18 protein-coding genes are annotated in these 20,222 nt (G+C 69.8%); 9 read left to right on the forward strand and 9 right to left on the reverse strand.

What is annotated here, in order from left to right; genetic code table 11:
* Positions 1-26: 26 nt before the first annotated feature.
* Complete coding sequence (locus tag OTB16_RS12710) at positions 27-1,727, forward strand: AMP-binding protein (protein ID WP_267720224.1); 1,701 nt, start codon at positions 27-29, stop codon at positions 1,725-1,727.
* 118 nt (positions 1,728-1,845) lie between these two features.
* Here the strand turns inward: OTB16_RS12710 and OTB16_RS12715 are convergent, their stop codons facing one another.
* Both OTB16_RS12715 and OTB16_RS12720 read right to left on the reverse strand, forming a co-directional pair.
* Positions 1,846-2,334: a glutathione peroxidase gene (locus tag OTB16_RS12715; RefSeq protein ID WP_267720225.1), complete on the reverse strand. Its 489-nt coding sequence runs from the start codon at positions 2,332-2,334 to the stop codon at positions 1,846-1,848.
* Positions 2,335-2,385: 51 nt separating this feature from the next.
* Positions 2,386-3,177, reverse strand: coding sequence for a hypothetical protein (locus OTB16_RS12720; RefSeq protein WP_267720261.1), 792 nt, complete (start codon positions 3,175-3,177; stop codon positions 2,386-2,388).
* Between the two features lie 256 nt (positions 3,178-3,433).
* On the opposite strand from OTB16_RS12720, the gene gcl reads away from it, so the two are divergent.
* Complete coding sequence (gene gcl / locus OTB16_RS12725; protein WP_267720226.1) at positions 3,434-5,221, forward strand: glyoxylate carboligase; 1,788 nt, start codon at positions 3,434-3,436, stop codon at positions 5,219-5,221.
* Between the two features lie 121 nt (positions 5,222-5,342).
* On the opposite strand, the gene OTB16_RS12730 is transcribed toward gcl, so the two are convergent.
* From OTB16_RS12730 to OTB16_RS12745, 4 genes are all read right to left on the reverse strand, one after another.
* Positions 5,343-5,951 (reverse strand): TetR/AcrR family transcriptional regulator, encoded by a 609-nt coding sequence (locus OTB16_RS12730; RefSeq protein ID WP_267720227.1) that lies wholly within the window; start codon positions 5,949-5,951, stop codon positions 5,343-5,345.
* 501 nt (positions 5,952-6,452) lie between these two features.
* Positions 6,453-7,910, reverse strand: coding sequence for a catalase (locus tag OTB16_RS12735; RefSeq protein WP_267720228.1), 1,458 nt, complete (start codon positions 7,908-7,910; stop codon positions 6,453-6,455).
* Positions 7,911-8,139: 229 nt separating this feature from the next.
* Positions 8,140-9,030 (reverse strand): 2-hydroxy-3-oxopropionate reductase, encoded by an 891-nt coding sequence (locus tag OTB16_RS12740; protein ID WP_267720229.1) that lies wholly within the window; start codon positions 9,028-9,030, stop codon positions 8,140-8,142.
* Between the two features lie 74 nt (positions 9,031-9,104).
* Positions 9,105-9,938, reverse strand: a complete 834-nt coding sequence (locus OTB16_RS12745) for a TIM barrel protein (RefSeq protein WP_267720230.1) — start codon at positions 9,936-9,938, stop codon at positions 9,105-9,107.
* Positions 9,939-10,063: 125 nt separating this feature from the next.
* Between OTB16_RS12745 and OTB16_RS12750 the strand changes: the two genes are divergently transcribed.
* The 7 genes from OTB16_RS12750 to OTB16_RS12780 all read left to right on the forward strand — a co-directional run bounded on the left by OTB16_RS12750 (position 10,064) and on the right by OTB16_RS12780 (position 16,056).
* Positions 10,064-10,315, forward strand: coding sequence for a hypothetical protein (locus OTB16_RS12750; protein ID WP_267720231.1), 252 nt, complete (start codon positions 10,064-10,066; stop codon positions 10,313-10,315).
* Positions 10,312-10,710 (forward strand): helix-turn-helix domain-containing protein, encoded by a 399-nt coding sequence (locus OTB16_RS12755; RefSeq protein ID WP_267720232.1) that lies wholly within the window; start codon positions 10,312-10,314, stop codon positions 10,708-10,710. The genes OTB16_RS12750 and OTB16_RS12755 overlap by 4 nt, the downstream gene beginning before the upstream one ends.
* A 154-nt stretch (positions 10,711-10,864) precedes the next feature.
* On the forward strand, positions 10,865-11,371 hold the full coding sequence (gene uraD, locus OTB16_RS12760) for a 2-oxo-4-hydroxy-4-carboxy-5-ureidoimidazoline decarboxylase (RefSeq protein WP_267720233.1): 507 nt from the start codon (positions 10,865-10,867) through the stop codon (positions 11,369-11,371).
* Between the two features lie 7 nt (positions 11,372-11,378).
* A complete protein-coding gene (gene uraH / locus OTB16_RS12765) occupies positions 11,379-11,783 on the forward strand; it encodes a hydroxyisourate hydrolase (RefSeq protein WP_267720234.1) in 405 nt (134 codons plus the stop codon).
* Between the two features lie 2 nt (positions 11,784-11,785).
* Positions 11,786-12,709, forward strand: a complete 924-nt coding sequence (gene pucL, locus OTB16_RS12770) for a factor-independent urate hydroxylase (RefSeq protein ID WP_267720235.1) — start codon at positions 11,786-11,788, stop codon at positions 12,707-12,709.
* Positions 12,710-12,895: 186 nt separating this feature from the next.
* Positions 12,896-14,299, forward strand: coding sequence for an 8-oxoguanine deaminase (locus OTB16_RS12775; RefSeq protein ID WP_267720236.1), 1,404 nt, complete (start codon positions 12,896-12,898; stop codon positions 14,297-14,299).
* Between the two features lie 365 nt (positions 14,300-14,664).
* Entirely contained in the window at positions 14,665-16,056 is a 1,392-nt protein-coding gene (locus OTB16_RS12780) for a nucleobase:cation symporter-2 family protein (protein WP_267720237.1), read from the forward strand.
* A 185-nt stretch (positions 16,057-16,241) separates the two neighbouring features.
* On the opposite strand, the gene OTB16_RS12785 is transcribed toward OTB16_RS12780, so the two are convergent.
* The 3 genes from OTB16_RS12785 to OTB16_RS12795 all read right to left on the reverse strand — a co-directional run bounded on the left by OTB16_RS12785 (position 16,242) and on the right by OTB16_RS12795 (position 20,176).
* Complete coding sequence (locus OTB16_RS12785) at positions 16,242-17,432, reverse strand: GDSL-type esterase/lipase family protein (RefSeq protein ID WP_267720238.1); 1,191 nt, start codon at positions 17,430-17,432, stop codon at positions 16,242-16,244.
* 290 nt (positions 17,433-17,722) lie between these two features.
* Positions 17,723-19,342, reverse strand: a complete 1,620-nt coding sequence (gene aceB, locus OTB16_RS12790; RefSeq protein ID WP_267720239.1) for a malate synthase A — start codon at positions 19,340-19,342, stop codon at positions 17,723-17,725.
* Between the two features lie 252 nt (positions 19,343-19,594).
* Positions 19,595-20,176 carry a nucleotidyltransferase family protein gene (locus tag OTB16_RS12795; protein ID WP_267720262.1) on the reverse strand — a complete coding sequence of 194 codons (582 nt, stop codon included), beginning with the start codon at positions 20,174-20,176 and terminating at the stop codon, positions 19,595-19,597.
* Between the last annotated feature and the right edge of the window lie 46 nt (positions 20,177-20,222).

The raw sequence follows: 20,222 nt of genomic DNA on the forward strand, positions 1-20,222 counted from the left end.
CACGGCGAACGCGGCACGATGCCTTCATGACGAGCGACAGCACGGACCGTAGGCAGAACAGCGCCACCGCCCAGTTCCTGGCCGCGCGGGACTTCCTGCTCGAGCGCCGGGGGGACTACGAGGCCGCCCGCACCGGCTTCACCTGGCCCCGCCCCCACCGCTTCAACTGGGCCCTGGACTGGTTCGACCACATCGCCGCGGGCAACGACGCCGACGCCCTGCGCATCGTCGAGGAGGACGGCAGCAGCGAAGCCCTCTCCTTCGCGGAACTGGCCGTACGGTCCGACGCCGCCGCCAACTGGCTCCGCGACCAGGGCGTAGCCCCGGGCGACCGGCTGCTGGTCATGCTCGGCAACCAGCGCGAGCTGTGGGAGGTCATGCTCGGCGCGATGAAGCTGCGCGCCGTGGTCATCCCCGCCACCCCGCTGCTCGGCGCGGCCGACCTGCACGACCGGATCGAGCGGGGCCGCGTGCGGCACGTCGTCGCGCGCACCGAGGACACGGCCAAGTTCGACGCGGTGCCCGGCACCTACACCCGGATCGCAGCCGGCCCGGACGCCCCGGCCGGCTGGCGCCGGCTCGCGGACATGTACGCCTCCCGGGACCCCTTCACCCCCGACGGCGAGACCCTCGCCACCGACCCGCTGATGCTGTACTTCACCTCCGGCACCACCGACCGCCCCAAGCTCGTCGAGCACACGCACGCCTCGTACCCCATCGGGCACCTCTCCACCATGTACTGGCTCGGCCTGCGCCCCGGCGACGTCCACCTCAACATCGCCTCGCCCGGCTGGGCCAAGCACGCCTGGTCCAACCTCTTCGCCCCCTGGAACGCCGGCGCGACCGTCTTCGTCCACAACTACGCCCGCTTCGACGCCGAGCGGCTGATGGGCGAGATGGACCGGCACGGCGTGACCACCTTCTGCGCCCCGCCCACGGTGTGGCGGATGTTGATCCAGTCCGATCTGACCGGGCTGGCCCGGCCCCCGCGCGAGGCCGTCGCCGCCGGCGAGCCGCTCAACCCGGAGGTCATCGAGAAGGTCCGCGAGGCCTGGGGCGTCACCATCCGCGACGGGTTCGGCCAGACCGAGACCACCCTCCAGGTCGGCAACTTCCCCGGGGTCCCGGTCAAGCCCGGCTCCATGGGCCGCCCGGCGCCCGGATACACGATCGTGCTGCTGGACCCGGTCACCGGCAAGGAGTCCCCCGACGAGGGCGAGCTGTGCGTCGACCTGCGGACCCGGCCCGCCGGGGTGACGACCGGCTACCGCGACGACCCGGAGCGCACCGCCGAGGCGATGGCGGACGGGCTCTACCGCACGGGGGACATCGCCGCGCGCGACGCCGACGGGTACCTCACCTACATCGGGCGTTCCGACGACGTCTTCAAGGCCTCCGACTACAAGATCAGCCCGTTCGAGCTGGAGAGCGCCCTGCTGGAGCACGATGCCGTCGCCGAGGCGGCCGTCGTGCCGGCCCCGGACGCGCTGCGCCTGGCCGTGCCGAAGGCGTACGTCACGCTCGCCGCCGGCTGGGAGGCCGGGCCGGATACGGCCCGGGCGCTGTTCGAGCACTCCCGCGCGGTGCTGTCCCCGTACAAGAGGATCCGCCGGATCGAGTTCGGGGAGCTCCCCAAGACGGTCTCAGGCAAGATCCGCCGGGTGGAGCTGCGGGAGCTGACGGCGGCCGGCTCGGCGGGGGAGTACGACGAGGCCGACCTGACCTGAGCCGCGCGGGCCCGTACGGGCCGACCACCTGAGCCGCGGGCCCGTACGGGACGCCGTACGGCTCCCCCGCCGTTCGGGCTCGGCCGCCGTACGGGCCGCCGTACGGGCACCGCCGTCGTTACGCCGGCAGGTGCGCCTCGATCGCCGCCACGACCTCGGGAGCCTCGGGCTCGGTGCGCGGGCGGAAGCGGGCCACGACCTCGCCGGCGGGGGAGATGAGGAACTTCTCGAAGTTCCACTGGACGTCGCCGGCCTCTCCCTCGGCGTCCGGGGTCTTCACCAGCTCCTGGTAGAGGGGGTGCCGGTTCTCGCCGTTGACGTCGGACTTCTCCATCATGGGGAAGGTGACGCCGAAGCCGGCCGCGCAGAACGTCTGGATGTCCTCGGCGTTACCGGGCTCCTGGCCGCCGAACTGGTTGCAGGGCACGCCGACGACGGTGAAGCCCTTCGCCTCGTACGCGAACTGCAGGCGGGCCAGCCCCGAGTACTGCGGGGTGAGCCCGCACTGCGAGGCCGTGTTCACCAGCAGGATCGCCTTGCCCTTGTGGGCCGCGAGGCTCGTGGGCTCGTCGGACAGGGTCGTCAGCGGGATGTCGTACAGGCTCATCTGGCACTCCTCGGCGGGAAGGCTGGCACGTGATGGTCAACGCCTCCGAGCCTAGGCCCCCGTGCCGATCAGTTCGTCCGCCGGGTCGTTGACCGGCTGCGGTACGCCGGTGAGGTCCATCACGAACAGCGGGATCCCGAGGTCGTCCGCGCGGCTGCGGGCGTCCTCCGTGTACCCGGCGAGCGAGAAGTAGACGCTGGTCGCCGAGGCCGTGAGGCCGGTCAGCCAGACGCACTCCACCGCCCGCAGCCCGGCCGGCGCCGTGGTCGGGTCCACCTGCGCGACCAGCCCCGGAGCCCGCAGGTCCACCGCCACCGCCGGTACGGGCCGCGCGTCGGGCTGCCGTACGTCCTGGAAGCCGAGCCAGCGCAGGTACAGCGCGGCCGTGGCCACCGCGTCGCGGGCCGTACGGATGGTCACCGGGCGGAACGCGGGCCGCGGCAGCGGGGCGGTCGGCGGCAGCGGTATGTGCGCCGGGCGCCCGTCGCGTCGCGGATCCCGCCGCGCCCCGGGCCCCGGCTGACCGGCCGGGCCGCCGGTACCGGCCGGGCCGCTGGTGTCCGCCGCCCGCGGCGGACGTACGGGGATCACGGGGATCCGGACCACCGTGCCGCACGAGCAGCACCCCAGCTCGGGCCGCGGCCACTCGCCCTCCCGCCCGCAGGCCGCGCACCGCACCGTCACCCAGCTGTCCGCCCAGGTGCGGTGGGCCAGCGGCTCGGGCGGAGCCGTCAGATCGAGGGGCGGGGTGACCGGGCTCCCGCAGGCGCAGGGGAAGACCGGGGCGGTGAAGCCGTTCTCCCGCAGGCACACCGGGCAGCGCACCGGTACCGCTTCGGCCATGGACACCGACCCCCTCCGTCGCTGTGCGTGGGTCCATGCTCCACCACCGGCGACCGTACGGGCGAGAGCGCCCGGCGAATCCCGTCGAGGATCCCGGTTTTTGTACAACACACCGAGTGAGACGCGGCTTTTGGTGGCTTCCGGGGTCCCGTACCGCCTTGACGTGTGCGGAGCCGCCGCTTAGCTTGTTCCGTATAGCAGAACAATACTTCCGGATTACGGAAAAGCCTGACCGCCAGACCCGCAGGAGAACCTGATGCCTCGTATGACAGCCGCCGCCGCCGCAGTAGAGATCCTCAAGCTCGAGGGTGTCGAACAAGCGTTCGGCGTGCCCGGTGCTGCGATCAACCCGTTCTACCGCGAGCTCAAGAACGTGGGCGGCGTCAAGCACACGCTGGCCCGCCACGTCGAGGGCGCATCGCACATGGCCGAGGGCTACACGCGTGCCAAGGCGGGCAACATCGGTGTCTGCATCGGCACCTCGGGCCCGGCCGGCACCGACATGATCACCGGCCTGTACTCCGCGATCGCGGACTCGATCCCGATCCTGTGCATCACCGGTCAGGCTCCGGTCGCGAAGCTCCACAAGGAGGACTTCCAGGCCGTCGACATCGCCTCGATCGCCAAGCCGGTCACGAAGAAGGCCACCACCGTCCTGGAAGCCGCCCAGGTTCCGGGCGTGTTCCAGGAGGCCTTCCACCTGATGCGCTCCGGCCGCCCCGGCCCGGTCCTGATCGACCTCCCGATCGACGTCCAGCTGACCGAGATCGAGTTCGACCCGGAGACCTACGCGCCGCTGCCGGTCTACAAGCCGCGCGCCACCCGCGCCCAGGCCGAGAAGGCCATCCGGTTCCTGCTGGAGTCCGAGCGCCCGCTGATCGTCTCCGGCGGCGGCATCATCAACGCCGACGCCTCCGACCTGCTGGTCGAGTTCGCCGAGCTGACCGGCGTCCCGGTCATCTCCACCCTCATGGGCTGGGGCACCATCCCGGACGACCACGAGCTGAGCGCGGGCATGGTCGGCGTCCAGACCTCGCACCGCTACGGCAACGCGACCTTCCTGGAGTCGGACTTCGTCCTCGGCATCGGCAACCGCTGGGCCAACCGTCACACCGGTTACAACCTGGACGCCTACACCAAGGGCCGCAAGTTCGTTCACGTCGACATCGAGCCCACCCAGATCGGCAAGATCTTCGCCCCGGACTTCGGCATCGCCTCCGACGCCAAGGCCGCGCTGGAGCTCTTCATCGAGGTCGCCAAGGACCTCAAGGCCGAGGGCAAGCTGCCCGACTTCAGCGCCTGGGCCGACTCCGCCCAGGCGCGCAAGGCCACCCTGCAGCGCCGCACGCACTTCGAGAACATCCCGATGAAGCCGCAGCGCGTGTACGAGGAGATGAACAAGGCCTTCGGCCCGGAGACGCGCTACGTCACCACCATCGGCCTCTCCCAGATCGCCGGCGCGCAGATGCTGCACGTCTACAAGCCGCGCAACTGGATCAACTGCGGCCAGGCCGGCCCGCTCGGCTGGACCATCCCGGCCGCGATCGGTGCCGCCACCGCCGACCCGGAGACCCCGATCGTCGCGCTCTCGGGCGACTACGACTTCCAGTTCATGATCGAGGAGCTCGCGGTCGCCGCGCAGCACAAGGTCCCGTACGTCCACGTCCTCGTGAACAACGCCTATCTGGGCCTGATCCGTCAGGCGCAGGGCGGCCTGGGCATCAACTTCGAGGTCAACCTCGAGTTCGAGAACATCAACACCCCTGAGCTGGGCGTCTACGGCGTCGACCACGTCAAGGTCGCCGAGGGCCTGGGCGTCAAGGCGATCCGCGTCACCGACCCGGAGAAGCTGGGCGAGGCCTTCGAGCAGGCCAAGAAGCTGGCCCAGGAGTTCCAGGTCCCGGTCGTCGTCGAGGCCATCCTGGAGCGCATCACCAACATCTCGATGAGCAAGACGGTCGACATGAGCGACGTCACCGAGTTCGAAGAGCTGGCGACCGAGCCGGGCCACGCCCCGACCGCGATCAAGGCCCTCAAGGTCTGATCGTCCGCCGCCTGGCCGCCGTACGCGCGACGACGACCCCCGTTCCCTCCGTCAGGAGGGGGCGGGGGTCGTTCCGCGTCGTCCGCGGGACGCCGGTCCGGTGGGACCGCCGTACGCCGTTCTACGCGGGCCGGGGCGCCAGGGGCTCCGGGGCGGGGTGCGGGCCGAGTTCCGCGTCCACCGCGCCGGTCAGCAGGGCGCGGGCCCGGTCCAGGGTCAGGGAGCCGCTCAGCCAGCGCTCGCTGAGCCCCTCCACCAGGGCGGTCAGTCGCTCCGCGGCGTCCAGCGGCACGACGCGCGGGTCGGCGAGACCGGCCGCCTGGGCGTCCGCCACGGCCTCCGCGGTGTCCCGGGACCAGGAACGGGTGGATTCGGCCAAGGGCGCCCGCAGGTCGCCGTCGAAGATGGCGCTGGCCCGCAGCTCGCCCCACGCGATGCTGTTCTCGCGTACCCGGGGGATGTCCTGGAGCTCGCCCAGCAGCAGCTGGATCAGGACGGCGCGGGCGTCCTCGCTGTCCTCCAGGGCCTCGTCGGTGTAGCCGGCGGCGCGGTCGCCGATGAAGGCGAGGGTGCGCCGGACCAGACCGGCCCGGTCCTTGAAGTGGTAGTAGATGAGGGCGGTGGAGACCCCCGCCTCGGCCGCAAGTTCCTCCACGCGCAGCCCTCTGACCCCGGTGCGGGCAATGACGCGTACGGCTGCTTCCAAGATCGACGCCTGGCGGTCTGCCACTCTTGTGCGCACCTTCCGACCCTATGACCCTTGACTGACCTTTCAGTCAGGTCCCACGATACCGTCCGGCCGCGACCCCCGGGGAACGGCAAAGCGCCGGGTCACGGGACCGTCCGTGACTCGGCGCTCTGGTTTGTGACCGCCCGACGGGGCGAGGCTGGCGCGACAGGACGTTCGCACCGCCGGGCGGAGTTCGTGTTCCCCGGTGTGCGGGGGCCCTGTGCGCGGCCCCGTACACCGGGAAGAGGGAGGAGGGGGTCGGCCGGGACCGTGGCGGGCGGCGACGAGAACTCCGGCGTCGTCTCCCTCAGGTCAAGAGACGGGCCTCGGAACCCATTACCACCGCACTGGCTCGCACGCCCGCCACGGTCCTCACGCGGCGCCAGCCGCATGGACTGGCGCAGTCTGCCCTCGCCGCGTACCACCCCTCATCCGGGTCCGCGGGTCGGGCTCGGTACCCGGGGCCTGACCTCCCGTCAGGCCCCCGGTACGGCTTTCGGCTCAGGCGTCGCGCAGGGCGCGGACGGCCTCCTCGACGCGCTTGCCGTAGTCGGCGTCCGCGGCGTGGAAGTGAGCCAGGTTCTTCTCGATGACGTGCTCGAGGGTGACCTGGGACAGGCCGCCCGCGATGTTCGCCACCAGACGCTGCTTGGCGTCCTCGGACATCAGGCGGTAGAGCTCACCGGCCTGGAAGAAGTCGTCGTCCTTGGTGTGCGCCGGAGCCTCGTGGGTGCCCGTGTAGCCGGAGACGGCCTGCGGGGCGCCCAGTGCCAGGCCGGTCTCGGCCGGACCCTGGTACGAGTTGGGCTCGTAGTTCTTGTCGTGGCGCGAGCCGTTGCGCAGCGCCATGACGCCGTCGCGGCCGTAGTTCTCGGCTTTCGCCGCCTTCGGGGCGTTGACCGGAAGCAGGGTGTGGTTCACACCGAGGCGGTAGCGCTGGGCGTCGGCGTACGCGAAGAGGCGGCCCTGGAGCATCTTGTCCGGCGAGGCGGTGATGCCCGGGACGAAGTTGTTCGGGGAGAAGGCGGACTGCTCGACCTCGGCGAAGACGTTGTCCGGGTTGCGGTCGAGGACCAGGCGGCCCACGCGCTGCAGCGGGTAGTCGCTGTGCGGCCACACCTTGGTGAGGTCGAACGGGTTGAAGCGGTAGTCCGCGGCCTCGGCGGCGGGCATGATCTGGACGTAGAGGGTCCAGCTCGGGTTCACGCCGCGCTCGATCGCCTGGAGCAGGTCGGTCTGGTGCGAGTTCGCGTCGGAGCCGACGAGTTCGGCGGCCTGCTCCGAGGACAGGCTGCGGATGCCCTGGTTCGTCTTGAAGTGGTACTTGACGAAGAAGGCCTCGCCCTGGGCGTTGGTCCACTGGTACGTGTGGGAGCCGTAGCCGTTCATGTGGCGGTAGGACGCGGGGATGCCGCGGTCACCCATCAGCCAGGTGATCTGGTGCGTCGCCTCGGGGGCGTGCGCCCAGAAGTCCCAGACATTGTCCGGCTCCTGCTTGCCCGTGAAGGGGTCGCGCTTCTGGGAGTGGATGAAGTCGGGGAACTTGAGCGGGTCCTTGATGAAGAACACCGGGGTGTTGTTGCCGACGAGGTCGTAGTTGCCCTCTTCGGTGTAGAACTTCAGCGCGAAGCCGCGCGGGTCGCGGACCGCGTCCGCGCCACCCAGCGAGTCGGCCACGGTGGAGAACCGCAGGAAGGTCTCGGTCTTCTTGCCGACCGTGTTCAGGAACGCGGCGCTGGTGTACGCGGTGACGTCGTCCGTCACCTCGAAGTGACCGTACGCGGCCGAGCCGCGGGCGTGGACCACGCGCTCCGGGATGCGCTCGCGGTTGAAGCGGGCGAGCTTCTCAAGGAGCTGCTGGTCCTGGACCAGGAGCGGGCCACCGACGCCGGCGGTGGCGGAGTTCTGGTTGTCGGCGACCGGGGCGCCGGACTCGGTCGTCAGCGTGCGCTTCGACATGGTGACCTTCCGTACGGGTAACTTCCGACGGAAAGTGTCTTCCGTCATGCGGAACAGCCTAATTTCGGCTCGAACTAAACGTCAACAGTTTGTTGAACAAAGTTGAGGGAGAGGAAATCCGGACGGTGCCGGCACTTGGGCGCGACAGGACAGGTGTCAGCACCGGCACCATCCGGAAACTCAGGTCCCCGTGAGGGGAGGGGGGCGGCCCGGCGGAGCGGGCCGGCCGTCAGACCTGCGAGCCGGAGAGGCGCTCGACGGCGCGCAGCAGGGCCGAGTGGTCCAGGCCGCCGTCACCCTGGGCGCGCAGCGAGGCGACCAGCTGGGCGACGACCGCGCCGACGGGGAGCGCGGCACCGACGTTGCGGGCGGCGTCGGTGACGATGCCCATGTCCTTGTGGTGCAGGTCGATCCGGAAACCGGGCTTGAAGTCGCGGTTCAGGAAGTTGTCCTTCTTGCGGGTCAGGACCGTCGAGCCGGCCAGACCGCCGTTGAGGACGTCCAGGGCGGCCTGGAGGTTCACGCCGGACTTCTCGAGGAAGACGACGGCCTCGGCGCACGCCTGGATGTTCACCGCGACGATGAGCTGGTTGGCGGCCTTCACCGTCTGGCCGGAGCCGTGCGGGCCACAGAGCACGATGGTCTTGCCGAGGGCCTCGAGGACCGGCAGGGCCTCGTCGAAGTCGGCCTGCTCGCCGCCCACCATGATCGACAGTACGGCCTCGATGGCGCCGGCCTCGCCGCCGGACACCGGGGCGTCGATGACGCGGATGCCCTTCTCGGCGGCGTTCTTGGCGAGGTCGACCGAGGTTTGCGGGGTGATCGACGACATGTCGATGACCAGCGCGCCGGACCTGGCGTTCTCGAGGATGCCGTTCTCGCCGTACGAGATGGCCTCGACCTGCGGGGAGGCGGGCACCATCGTGATGATGACGTCGGCGTCCTTGACGGCCTCGGCGATCGAGCCCGCGGCGCTGCCGCCGGCGGCGGCGAGGCGCTCCAGCTTGTCCTGCTCCAGCGTGAAGCCGGTGACGGAGTAGCCGGCCTTCAGGAGGTTCTCGGCCATGGGGGAGCCCATGATTCCGAGACCGATCCAGGCAATCTTGGGGAGGGTGCTCATGATGAGGGTCCTTCTCTTAATGCTTTGTACGAAAAGTTCGTGACGTGCCTGGCTGATCGCCCGGACTTTGTCCGCTACTTCGCGGCGCGGGCCTCGGCCGGCAGCCACGCGAAGGAGGCGGTGGCGTCGGCGGCCTTGTATTCCAGGCCTACGTAGCCCTCGTATCCGGCCTTCTTCAGCTGGTCGAGCAGCTCCTCGAGGGGCAGCTCGCCGGTGCCGGGGGCACCGCGTCCCGGCTTGTCCGCGATCTGGACGTGCCCGGTCTTGGCGGCGTACTTTTCGATGACCTCGGAGAGGTCCTCATCGTTCATCGCCAGGTGGTACAGGTCGAGCAGGAACTTGGCGTTCCCGAGGCCGGTGGCCTCGTTGACCTTGTCCACGACCTCGACGCCGGCCGGGGCGCTCACCAGGGGGTAGAGCGGCGACTCGGGCTTGTTGAGGGTCTCGATCAGGAGGATCGCGCCGACGCGGTCCGCGGCCCGGGCAGCCACGACCAGGTTCTTCAGGGCGAGCTCGTCCTGAACGGCCGGGTCCACGCCTTCGGCGCGGTTGCCGTACAGGGCGTTCAGCGCCTTGCAGCCGACCGAGGCGGCGAAGTCCGCCGCCACGTTGATGTTGGCGTTGAAGCGCTCCGACTCCGCACCGGGGACCGAGACCGCACCGCGGTCCGGGCCCGGCAGCCGGCCGGCGTAGAAGTTCAGTCCCACCAGCTGGGTGCCGGCGTCCTCAAGAGCCTTCTTGAGGGCGTCGAGCTCCGCCTGGGCGGGTGTGGGGGTCTCGATCCAGGGCCACCACAGCTCGACCGCCGTGAAGCCGGCCGCGGCGGCAGCCGCGGGACGCTCCAGGAGCGGGAGTTCCGTGAAGAGGATCGAAAGGTTTACATCGAAGCGCTGGTCCGTGTATCCCATGAGGGGTGTGCGCTCCTTCCGTATTGCGGAAGTTAGTTTCTGCTTGATGGAAGACTGCATGGGCTTCCGCGCCGATGTCAAGTGCGGGCTGCCGAAAAATCACGACCGCGGGGTAGCTTGACCGCGTGCGATTGAGAGTGGAGTTCACGACCGAGCCCTTCGATCTCGAAGAGGCCCCCGCCCATGCCGTGGCCGCTCGCGAGGTCATCCAGAAGGCCCAGCTGGACGCGGTGGATGTCGGCCCCTTCGGCAACACCGCCGAAGGGGAGGCCGCCGAGGTCCTCGAAGCGGTGGCCGCGCTGCTGCGCGGCTCGCTGGGGGCCGGAGCCACGCGCGTGTCGCTCCAGGTGAACGTGATCGGGGAGGACACGCCGTGACCGAGCCCCGCGACCACCCGTTCGTCGCCGCGGTCAAGCCGCTGGTGGACGCGATGGGCGGCGAGCTGATGGATCCGTCCCTGGCCCAGCCCGACGACGTCGTCCTCTCCTGGGAGGGCCGGGACCTGCTGGCCGTGCGCCTGCCGCAGCTCTCGGACTCGCTGGACCACATCCTGGCCGCGCTGGAGCGCCGGCACGGCGTACCGTTGTCCCAGCTGGACCGGAAGGCCAAGCAGGACGTCGTACGGATACTGGAGGCGCGGGGCGCCTTCTCCGTGCGGCACGGTGTGGAGACGGTCGCGGGCGCCCTGGGCGTCAGCCGTTTCACGGTCTACAACTACCTGAACAGGGACGCCGCCCTTTCGAAGGGGCCCGGCAAGAACAGCCAGGAGTGAACGCCTCCTGACCCGCCGTGACGAGCCGCCGCCCTATTCATCCGGGCGGCGGCTTTTGTGTACGGGAAGTTTCAACAAAGTGTTGACGCGGTGTTGTCGAGCGCGTTAGCTATGCGCAGCCCGTCAATGCAACAACAGGCCACGGAGGCCTACCGTGACTTCGAGTCCGACCCCGGGTCTCACCCGGTTCAACGCCTTGGACGACAGCGCGGCCGCGGCCGAGCTGCACGAGGTCTGCGCCAGTTCGGCGTGGGGCGGCAAACTCCTCGCCCAGCGCCCCTTCACCACCGTCGAGTCCCTGTTCTCGGCCAACGAGTCCGCCATGGCGGAGCTCACCGCCGAAGACCTGGGCGAGGCCATGGGAGGCCACGCGCCGATCGGCCGGCCGAAGCCGGGAGACCCGACCTCCGCCCGCGAGCAGCGCGGCATGGCCGGTGCCTCCGAGGAGCTGAAGAACGAGCTCCTCGAGCTGAACCTGGCGTACCAGGAGAAGTTCGGCCACGTCTTCCTCATCTGCGCCACCGGTGCGACCGGCGAGTTCATGCGGGACGCGGTCAGGGTCCGGATCGACAACTCGCCGGAGCAGGAGCGGGAAACCGCCCGGGGCGAGCTCGTCAAGATCAACAAGATCCGCCTGACCCGACTCGCAGAAGGAGAGTGACCCGACGATGAGCACCGAGACCACCGCGTCGGTGTCCACGCACATCCTGGACACCAGCATCGGCAAGCCCGCCGAGGGCGTCGCCATCTCGCTGTCGGCCCGTACGGGACTCGACGGCGCGTGGGCGGCCCTGGGCGGCTCCGCCACCGATGCGGACGGGCGCTGCAAGGACCTGCCGGCCCTGCCGGAGGGCACCACCCACGTACGTCTCGACTTCGAGACCGAGACGTACTTCTTGAATAAGCACAGTGCAAAGAAGCAAGCCGAGGCGCAGCAGGACGCCCCCCGCGTAAGGGACAGCGGTGCGTTCTTCCCCGAGGTAACGATCACCTTCGCGGTGAACCCGGGCGAGCACTATCACGTACCGCTGCTGCTCAACCCGTTCGGCTACTCCGTTTACCGAGGGAGCTAGTCATGGCCACGATTCTCGGCCAGAACCAGTACGGCAAAGCAGAGAACCGCGTCGTCAAGATCACGCGGGACGGCGACACGCACCACATCAAGGACCTGAACGTCTCGGTCGCCCTCTCCGGCGACATGGACGACGTCCACTACTCCGGCTCGAACGCCAACGTCCTGCCGACGGACACCACCAAGAACACGGTGTACGCGTTCGCCAAGGAGTACGGCATCGAGTCCGCCGAGCAGTTCGGCATCCACCTGGCGCGCTGGTTCGTCAACAGCCAGGAGCCGATCCAGAAGGCGCGCATCCGGATCGAGGAGTACTCCTGGTCCCGGATCGCCACGTCGGACGCGAACTCCAAGTTCATCGGCGCCGACGAGGTGAACCACTCCTTCGTCCGCGAGGGCATGGAGACCCGCGTCACCCAGATCACGTACGACGGCAAGAACTGGGAGGTCATATCCGGTCTCAAGGACCTGACCGTCATGAACTCCACGAACTCCGAGTTCTGGGGGTACGTGAAGGACAAGTACACGACGCTGAAGGAGGCCTACGACCGCATCCTGGCGACCCAGGTCTCGGCTCGCTGGCGCTTCGCCTGGTCCGATGACGAGCAGCGGATGCCCAACTGGGAGAAGTCCTACGCCGAGACCCGCAAGCACATGCTGCAGGCCTTCGCGGAGACCTACTCCCTGTCGCTGCAGCAGACCCTGTACCAGATGGGTTCGCGCATCATCAACCACCGTTCGGAGATCGACGAGGTCCGCTTCTCGCTCCCGAACAAGCACCACTTCCTCGTCGACCTGGAGCCCTTCGGCCTCAAGAACGACAACGAGGTCTACTTCGCCGCGGACCGCCCGTACGGTCTGATCGAGGCCACCGTCCTCCGGGACGGCGTCGATGCCCGCATCCCCGTGGACATGACCAACCTCTGATGCGGTACACGTGTCCCGGGGCCCCGCAGTGGCCCCGGGGCGCGACACCTCGCACTTCCTGAATCGGCACCCGGACGCACCACACGGGGCGGCAGTACTGTCAGCTGTCAAGGCCCCCGGCTCCGGCACTCAAATCCCCAGGGCTTTGCCGTGCCCGCACCGCCACTGAAAGCACGAGGAAGTCCCATGGCAGCATCGGCAGCCCTTGACAGCGCCGTAGAGCGCATCGTCATCGAGAACTGTGCGATTGCGACCGTCGACGCGAACGACACCGAGTACGCCTCGGGCTACGTGGTCGTCGCCGGCAACAAGATCGAGTCGATCGGTGCGGGCAGGGCCCCCGAGAAGCTCGACAACGTGGTCCGCCGCATCGACGGCACGGGTCACCTCGTCACCCCGGGTCTGGTCAACACCCACCACCACTTCTACCAGTGGATCACGCGTGGCCTGGCCACCGACCACAACCTCTTCAACTGGCTCGTCGCGCTGTACCCGACGTGGGCGCGCATCGACGAGCAGATGACGTACACGGCCGCGCAGGGCTCCCTGGCGATGATGGCCAAGGGCGGCGTCACCACCGCCATGGACCACCACTACGTCTTCCCCAAGGGCTCCGGCGACCTCTCCGGCTCGATCATCCGCGCCGCGTCCGAGATGGGCGTCCGCTTCACGCTCGCCCGCGGCTCCATGGACCGCAGCGAGAAGGACGGCGGCCTGCCGCCGGACCACGCGGTCGAGACCCTCGAGGGCGCGCTCGCCGACACCGAGGCGACCGTCAAGAGGCACCACGACTACTCCTTCGACGCGATGACGCAGGTCGCCGTCGCCCCGTGCTCGCCGTTCTCGGTCTCCACCGAGCTGCTGAAGCAGGGCGCCGAGCTGGCCCGCCGCCTCGGTGTGCGCATGCACACCCACGGCAGCGAGACCGTCGAGGAGGAGCAGTTCTGCAAGGAACTGTTCGGCATGGGCCCGACCGACTACTTCGAGTCGACCGGCTGGCTCGGCGAGGACGTGTGGATGGCGCACAGCGTCCACATGAACGACTCCGACATCGCCGCGTTCGCCCGCACCAAGACCGGTGTCGCGCACTGCCCGTCCTCCAACGCCCGTCTGGCCGCCGGCATCGCCCGCGTACCGGACATGCTCGCCGCCGGTGTCCCGGTCGGCCTCGGCGTGGACGGCACCGCCTCCAACGAGTCCGGCGAGCTGCACACCGAGCTGCGCAACGCGCTCCTCATCAACCGCCTCAACCCGGTGCACCGCGAGCGGGCGCTCAACGCCCGCCAGGCCCTGCGCCTCGGCACGTACGGCGGCGCCCAGGTACTCGGCCGCGCCGACAACATCGGCTCGCTCGAGGCCGGCAAGTGCGCCGACCTGGTGATGTGGAACCTGAGCACCCTGGCCCACTCCTCCATCGCCGACCCGGTCACCGCGCTCGTCTTCGGCGCGGCCGCGCCGGTCACCCTCTCGCTGGTCAACGGCAAGCAGATCGTCGAGAACAACCGACTCCTCTTCGCCGACGAGGACGCCATCGCCGCGTCCACGCGGGAAGAGGCCCAGCGCCTCGCGCGCATCTCCGCGCAGGCCTGATCCCCGGAGTCCGGCCGGGGGGGACGGCCCCCGGCCGGCGGCCGCGGACCCGAGCGGGGTCCGCGGCAGCCGTTCCCCGGAGGCGCCTCGGGACATCCGAAGGCGCCCCCGGGGGCGGTGACTCGTGCCATGCGCACCGCACGGACACCCACCGCGCCACTGCCACGGCACAGCCGGCTCCTTCGCGCAGCACCACCGCATGGAACCACCTCGTGGAACCGGTTTGGGCGAATCGTTTCCGCACCCCTTGGGACAAGCAACTCGATGAACAGCAACCACAACTGAACAGCTCGACTCGCACCGCTTCCGCACCACCTCCATGACACCCACGTCCCTGCCGACGTGTTACCCGACCGGAGGAAGCCGTGGCCGCAACGCCCAGGTTTCGCAAAGACGCAGTCGCAATACCGGAGGAGAAGCACCCGGTCGACGAGACCTTGCCTCCGCTGAAAATGTTCACGAGCGGTCTCCAGCACGTGGCCGCCATGTACGCAGGTGTCGTCGCCCCGCCCATGATCGTCGGTCCCGCCGTCGGTCTCTCCGCCACCGAGACCGCCTTCCTGATGGGCGCCTCGCTGTTCACCGCAGGCCTCGCCACCCTCCTCCAGACCCTCGGGTTCTGGAAGATCGGCGCGAAGCTCCCCTTCGTCAACGGCGTCTCCTTCGCCGGTGTGACCCCGATGATCGCGATCGGCAAGGGGGAGGGGGACAACGCCATCCCCATCATCTTCGGCGCGATCATCGTCGCCGGGATCCTCGGCTTCTTCGCCGCCCCCTACTTCGGCAAACTCGTGCGCTTCTTCCCGCCGGTCGTGACGGGAACGGTCATCACCCTGATCGGCGTCTCGCTCCTGCCGGTGGCCTTCAACTGGTCGCAGGGCGGCAACAGCACCGCCACCGACTACGGCTCGATGAAGAACATCGGCATGGCCGCCGCGACCCTCGTGATCGTCCTGCTGATGCGCAAGTTCCTGCGCGGCTTCCTCCAGCAGATCGCCATCCTGCTCGGCCTGGTCGCGGGCACGCTCATCGCGATACCGCTGGACATGACCAGCTTCGACGCGATCAAGAACGCGTCGATCGTGGGCTTCCCGACGCCGTTCCACTTCGGCGCCCCGCAGTTCCAGGTCGCCGCCATCATCTCGATGTGCATCGTCATGCTCGTCTGCATGACCGAGTCCACCGCCGACATCCTGGCACTGGGCAAGATCGTCGGCCGTCCGGCGGACGCCAGGACGATCGAGGGAGGCCTGCGCGCCGACACCCTCGGCAGCGCGATCAGCCCGCTGTTCAACGGCTTCATGTGCAGCGCCTTCGCCCAGAACATCGGACTCGTCGCCATGACGAAGGTGCGCAGCCGGTTCGTCGTCGCCGCCGGCGGCGGCATCCTGATCCTGCTCGGCCTGTGTCCGATGGCCGCCTCGGTCATCGCTCTGGTACCCCTGCCGGTCCTCGGCGGCGCGGGCATCGTCCTGTTCGGGTCGGTCGCGGCCAGCGGCATCCAGACCCTGGCGGGCGCGGCCATGGAGAAGGGCGAGAACGCGCTGATCGTCGCCGCTTCGGTGGGCATCGGCCTGATCCCGATCGCAGCGCCCGAGTTCTACCACGCCTTCCCCAACGACCTCCTGGTCGTCCTCGACTCGGGCATCAGCACCGGCTGCGTGGTGGCCATCCTGCTGAACCTGGCCTTCAACCACCTCGGTGCCAAGAAGGGGGAGGCCCAGACCGCCGCTCCGGAACCGGTGCCGGTGCACTGACCGGAGGGGCCCCGTGCCCGGCCCGGCCGGCCCGAGGGGCGCCGGCCGGACCGTACGGCGGTGCGCACGCCACCCACTGCGGGTGTGGCGTGCGCACCGCCGTGTCCGGACGCCCTGTCACCGGCTGCGCCCCGGCGGCGCCGGAGCTGATCATCGAGTACGGCCCGGGAACGGGCCCGTCCGGCCTACGGGGCCGGGACGAGGTACATGCCCGTCTGGTCCGCTCCGGCGGTGTTCTTGCAGCCGTACCCGCCGGAGGCCGGCTGGGCGACGACCAGGGCCAGGCAGCGCCCCGCGGCCAGCTGCCCGAAGTGGTTCGGGTGCATCGACTCCTGGACCAGCCCCTGCGTCTCGCTGCTGTCGATCCACCGCGCCCATTCGCTGGTCTTCGCCGAGGCCGGTGCGGCCGTCGTCACCAGCCTGCTGGCCTTGGCGCACACCTCGCGCCCCTGGAGCATGTCCCGCAGGTCGAGGAACTGCACGCCCTTCGCCGCGGCCACCCCCTTGACGCGGTTCGCGATCTGCGGCACGAGCGAGTCCCTCGCCCAGTCGGAGTCCCGGTTCCAGAACGGGCAGCCGCCGGTGTTCAGCCGGCTCCAGTCGCTCTGCGTGTACCGGTTCTCGGCGCCGCGCGGAATCGGGGACGGGTAGGACTGCAGGACGATGCGGTACGAGGCGTCGGCGTACCCGGCCGCCCGCATCACGGCCCGCACCTCGTCGACGGACTTGCCGACGTTCGCCATGACCTGGTCGATCTTCTGGTCCACCCCGTACTGCTGGTCGTCGTGGCAGTAGGAGTTCCAGATGATGAAGTCGTACGCACAGCTCTTGATGATGTCGGCGAAGCCCAGGTCGTTGCCGCCGATGGACAGGGCGATGATCCTGACGTCGTTGCCCGCGGCCACGGCGGCCAGCCGGTCGGCCTGCGGGGCCTCGCCCTTGAAGGCGACGCCGCCGTTGGAGGCGCGGAAGACGTTCTGCGAAGTGGCCCCGGAACAGGCCAGGTTGACGGCGACGTCGGCGATCGGGCCGGCGCTGCGCACCTCGGCCGAGTCGGAGCGGTGGCAGCCGCCCTCCGTGGTTCCGTACACCTTGCCCGGGTCGTAGGTGCTGTCGCTGACCCAGGCCCGGTCCGTGCCGAGCCTGCTCCCGCTGTTGGTGAGACTGTTGCCCTTCCAGCGGCCCGCCTCGCCGGAGATGTAACTGTCGCCCATGGACACCACGGCGGTGGGCCCGTTTCCGGGGCTGGCGGCCGAGGGTCCGGCCCCGCCGGCCATCAGGGCGCCTACGGCGAGCGGCAGGACCATCCCGGCCCCGGCGAGTCGTCGCACACGACTGCCGGCCCGGGCCTTGCTGACGTTGCGGAATCCGATCACTGCGGAACTCCTGCGGTCGGCCATGGCGAAGCCGCGAACAACTCCGCTGCATGGCTGGGGAAGTGGGGGAAACCGCCGGCCGGTGGCAACCGGAAAGGTGACACGCCGCGCCTTGTTACCGCTAGGTAGCCGCAGATTACGATGATGTAACGACCGACCGGTCGTTCGGGACCGGCCGGTCGTTCCGGGCCGGTCATAGGGCATGGAAACGGCTCCGCCCCCGTGCCGTGAGGCGACGGGGGCGGAGCCGACCGGGTTCGGCCGCTGTGCGTTCAGCCGAAACCGGTTGCTCAGCCGACCAGCTGGTCGTAGGCGGGGAGGGTGAGGAAGTCCGCGTAGTCCGCGTCCAGGGAGACCTGGAGGAGGAGGTCGTGGGCCTGCTGCCACTTGCCCGTGGTGAAGGCCTCCTCGCCGACCTCGGCGCGGATGGCGGCCAGTTCGGCGGTCGCGATCTCCCGGGTCAGCTCCGCCGTGGCGGTCTTGCCGTTCTCGAAGACGACGCCGGCGTTGATCCACTGCCAGATCTGCGAGCGGGAGATCTCCGCGGTGGCGGCGTCCTCCATCAGGCCGAAGATGCCGACGGCGCCGAGACCGCGCAGCCAGGCCTCGATGTAGCGGATGCCGACCTGGACGGCGTTGCGCAGTCCGTCGTACGTGGGCCGGGCGTCCAGGGAGTCGATCGCGATGAGCTCGCCCGGAGCCACCGAGACGTCCTCGCGCAGGCGGTCCTTCTGGTTCGGCTTCTCGCCGAGCACCGCGTCGAAGGAGGCCATGGCGATCGGGACCAGGTCGGGGTGGGCGACCCAGGAGCCGTCGAAGCCGTCGCCCGCCTCGCGGTCCTTGTCGGCCTTGACCTTGTCGAAGGCGAGCTTGTTGGCCTCGGCGTCCTTGCGGGACGGGATGAAGGCCGCCATGCCGCCGATGGCGTGGGCGCCGCGCTTGTGGCAGGTGCGCACGAGGAGTTCGGTGTACGCCCGCATGAACGGGGCGGTCATCGTCACCGCGTTGCGGTCCGGCAGGACGAACTTCTCCCCGCCGTCACGGAAGTTCTTCACGATGGAGAAGAGGTAGTCCCAGCGGCCCGCGTTCAGGCCCGCCGCGTGGTCGCGCAGCTCGTAGAGGATCTCCTCCATCTCGTACGCGGCGGTGATCGTCTCGATGAGGACGGTGGCGCGGACGGTGCCCTGCGGGATGCCCACGTAGTCCTGCGCGAAGACGAAGATCTCGTTCCAGAGGCGGGCCTCCAGGTGGGACTCCGTCTTCGGCAGGTAGAAGTACGGGCCCTTGCCGAGGTCGATCAGGCGCTGCGCGTTGTGGAAGAAGTACAGGCCGAAGTCGACGAGCGAGCCCGACGCGGCTGCGCCCTCGAACTGCAGGTGGCGCTCCTGGAGGTGCCATCCGCGCGGACGCATCACGACGGTCGCGAGCTGGTCGGCGGGCTTCAGGGCGTACGCCTTGCCGGTGCGCGGGTCCGTGAAGTCGATGCGGCGCTCGTAGGCGTCGATCAGGTTGAGCTGGCCGAGGACGACGTTCTCCCAGGTGGGGGCGGAGGCGTCCTCGAAGTCGGCGAGCCAGACCCTGGCGCCCGAGTTCAGGGCGTTGATGGTCATCTTGCGGTCCGTCGGACCGGTGATCTCCACGCGGCGGTCGTTCAGCGCGGCCGGGGCCGGCGCCACCTTCCAGTCACTCTCGCGGACCTGTGCGGTGTCGGCGAGGAAGTCGAGGGTGGAGGTCCGGGCGATCTCGGCGCGGCGCTCGCCGCGGAGGGCGAGGAGCTCGGCGCGGCGGGGGGCGAACCGCCGGTGGAGCTCGGCCACGAAGGCGAGGGCCGCGTCGGTGAGGACCTCGTCCTGCCGGGGCAGGGGCTCGGCGTCGACGATGGCCAGCGGAGACGGCGCTGGTGCGGACATATCTGTCACTCCTTCAGCGGCGGTGCCTGGCGGCCGCGGGGGAATGCTCGCGCGAGACGGCACGCAGTGCCGTCGGGTGTGGAGAGTTCCGGAGTACGGTCGCGGGCGCCGTATGTGGGTTCAGGGCGCTTCTGACCAGTGGATAGTAATTTCCTCATGGTGGAAGTTCAATGGTTTGTTGATGTCGAGATTCTCTGAGTCGACAGATTCCGCTTCCCGGTGGCCCTCAGTGCCATCGCAGTCACACCCTGCTCAGAGAAGACGTGCCAGGTCGGGGGGCGTGTCGATGTCGAAGGCCTCCGCGATGTCCGCGCACTCCACCAGGACGAGATCGTCCGCGTGTTCCGCCAGATGCACCCGCGCGCCCTTGTCGCCCGTCGCCGTCGCCGCGATGTCCGCCCACCGGTCCGCGCCGAACAGCACGGGGTGGCCGCGCTCGCCGTCGTACGCCGCCGCCGCCAGACTCGCGGGGGAGCGGTAGGCCGCGAGGACCCGGGCCACGGCCGCGGGCCCGATACCGGGCTGGTCCACCAGCGAGACCAGGGCCGCGGCGGCCCCCGTACCGGCCAGGGAGGCGAGCCCGGCGCGCAGCGAGGAGCCCATGCCCTGAGCCCAGCCCGGGTTGTCCACGACCGCGCAGCCGGACAGGTCCGCCCGCTCGCGGACCTCGGCCGCCGAGGCGCCGAGCACCACGTGCACCGGGCCGCAGCCCGCCTCGCGCAGCACCCGTACGGCGTTCTCGACCAGCGGGCGGCCGCGGTAAGGGAGCAGGGCCTTGGGCCGGCCGCCGAGTCGGCGGCCGCCGCCGGCAGCGAGCAGCAGGCCCGCGATCACCGGTGAGCCGGAGTCGGGCTCGGAGCCGGAGTCGGGCTCGGGGCCG

The sequence above is a fragment of the Streptomyces antarcticus genome (assembly GCF_026627255.1).
GTDB classification, from domain to species: domain Bacteria; phylum Actinomycetota; class Actinomycetes; order Streptomycetales; family Streptomycetaceae; genus Streptomyces; species Streptomyces antarcticus.